1 pseudogene is annotated in these 234 nt (G+C 66.7%); it reads left to right on the top strand.

From position 1 onward, the window contains the following. Positions 1-234, top strand: a pseudogene (locus tag AC3XQU_RS24990) (DNA topoisomerase III); the annotation flags it as partial.

Genomic DNA, 234 nt, shown 5'->3' with positions numbered 1-234 from the left:
CCGAACCGCAATCCGAGGAGGATGGCGACCCTGCGGCGCGCAGCCAGGTACTGCCCGCGCTGCGCGAGGGCCTGGCATGTCAGGTGGCCGACGTCGCTCTGAAGGCGCTCAAGACGCTGCCCCCTCGACCCTAGACACAGGGCGAGTTGGTCAAGTCCATGAAGGGCGTCGCCAAACTGGTCTCGGACCCGCGCCTGAAACAGAAGCTCAAGGATACGGTCGGCATCGGCACCG

The organism is Telluria sp. AZSoR62, from assembly GCF_058111565.1.
The sequence above is the reverse complement of the archived record's forward strand: the minus strand, read 5'-3'. Positions and strand labels throughout refer to the sequence as shown.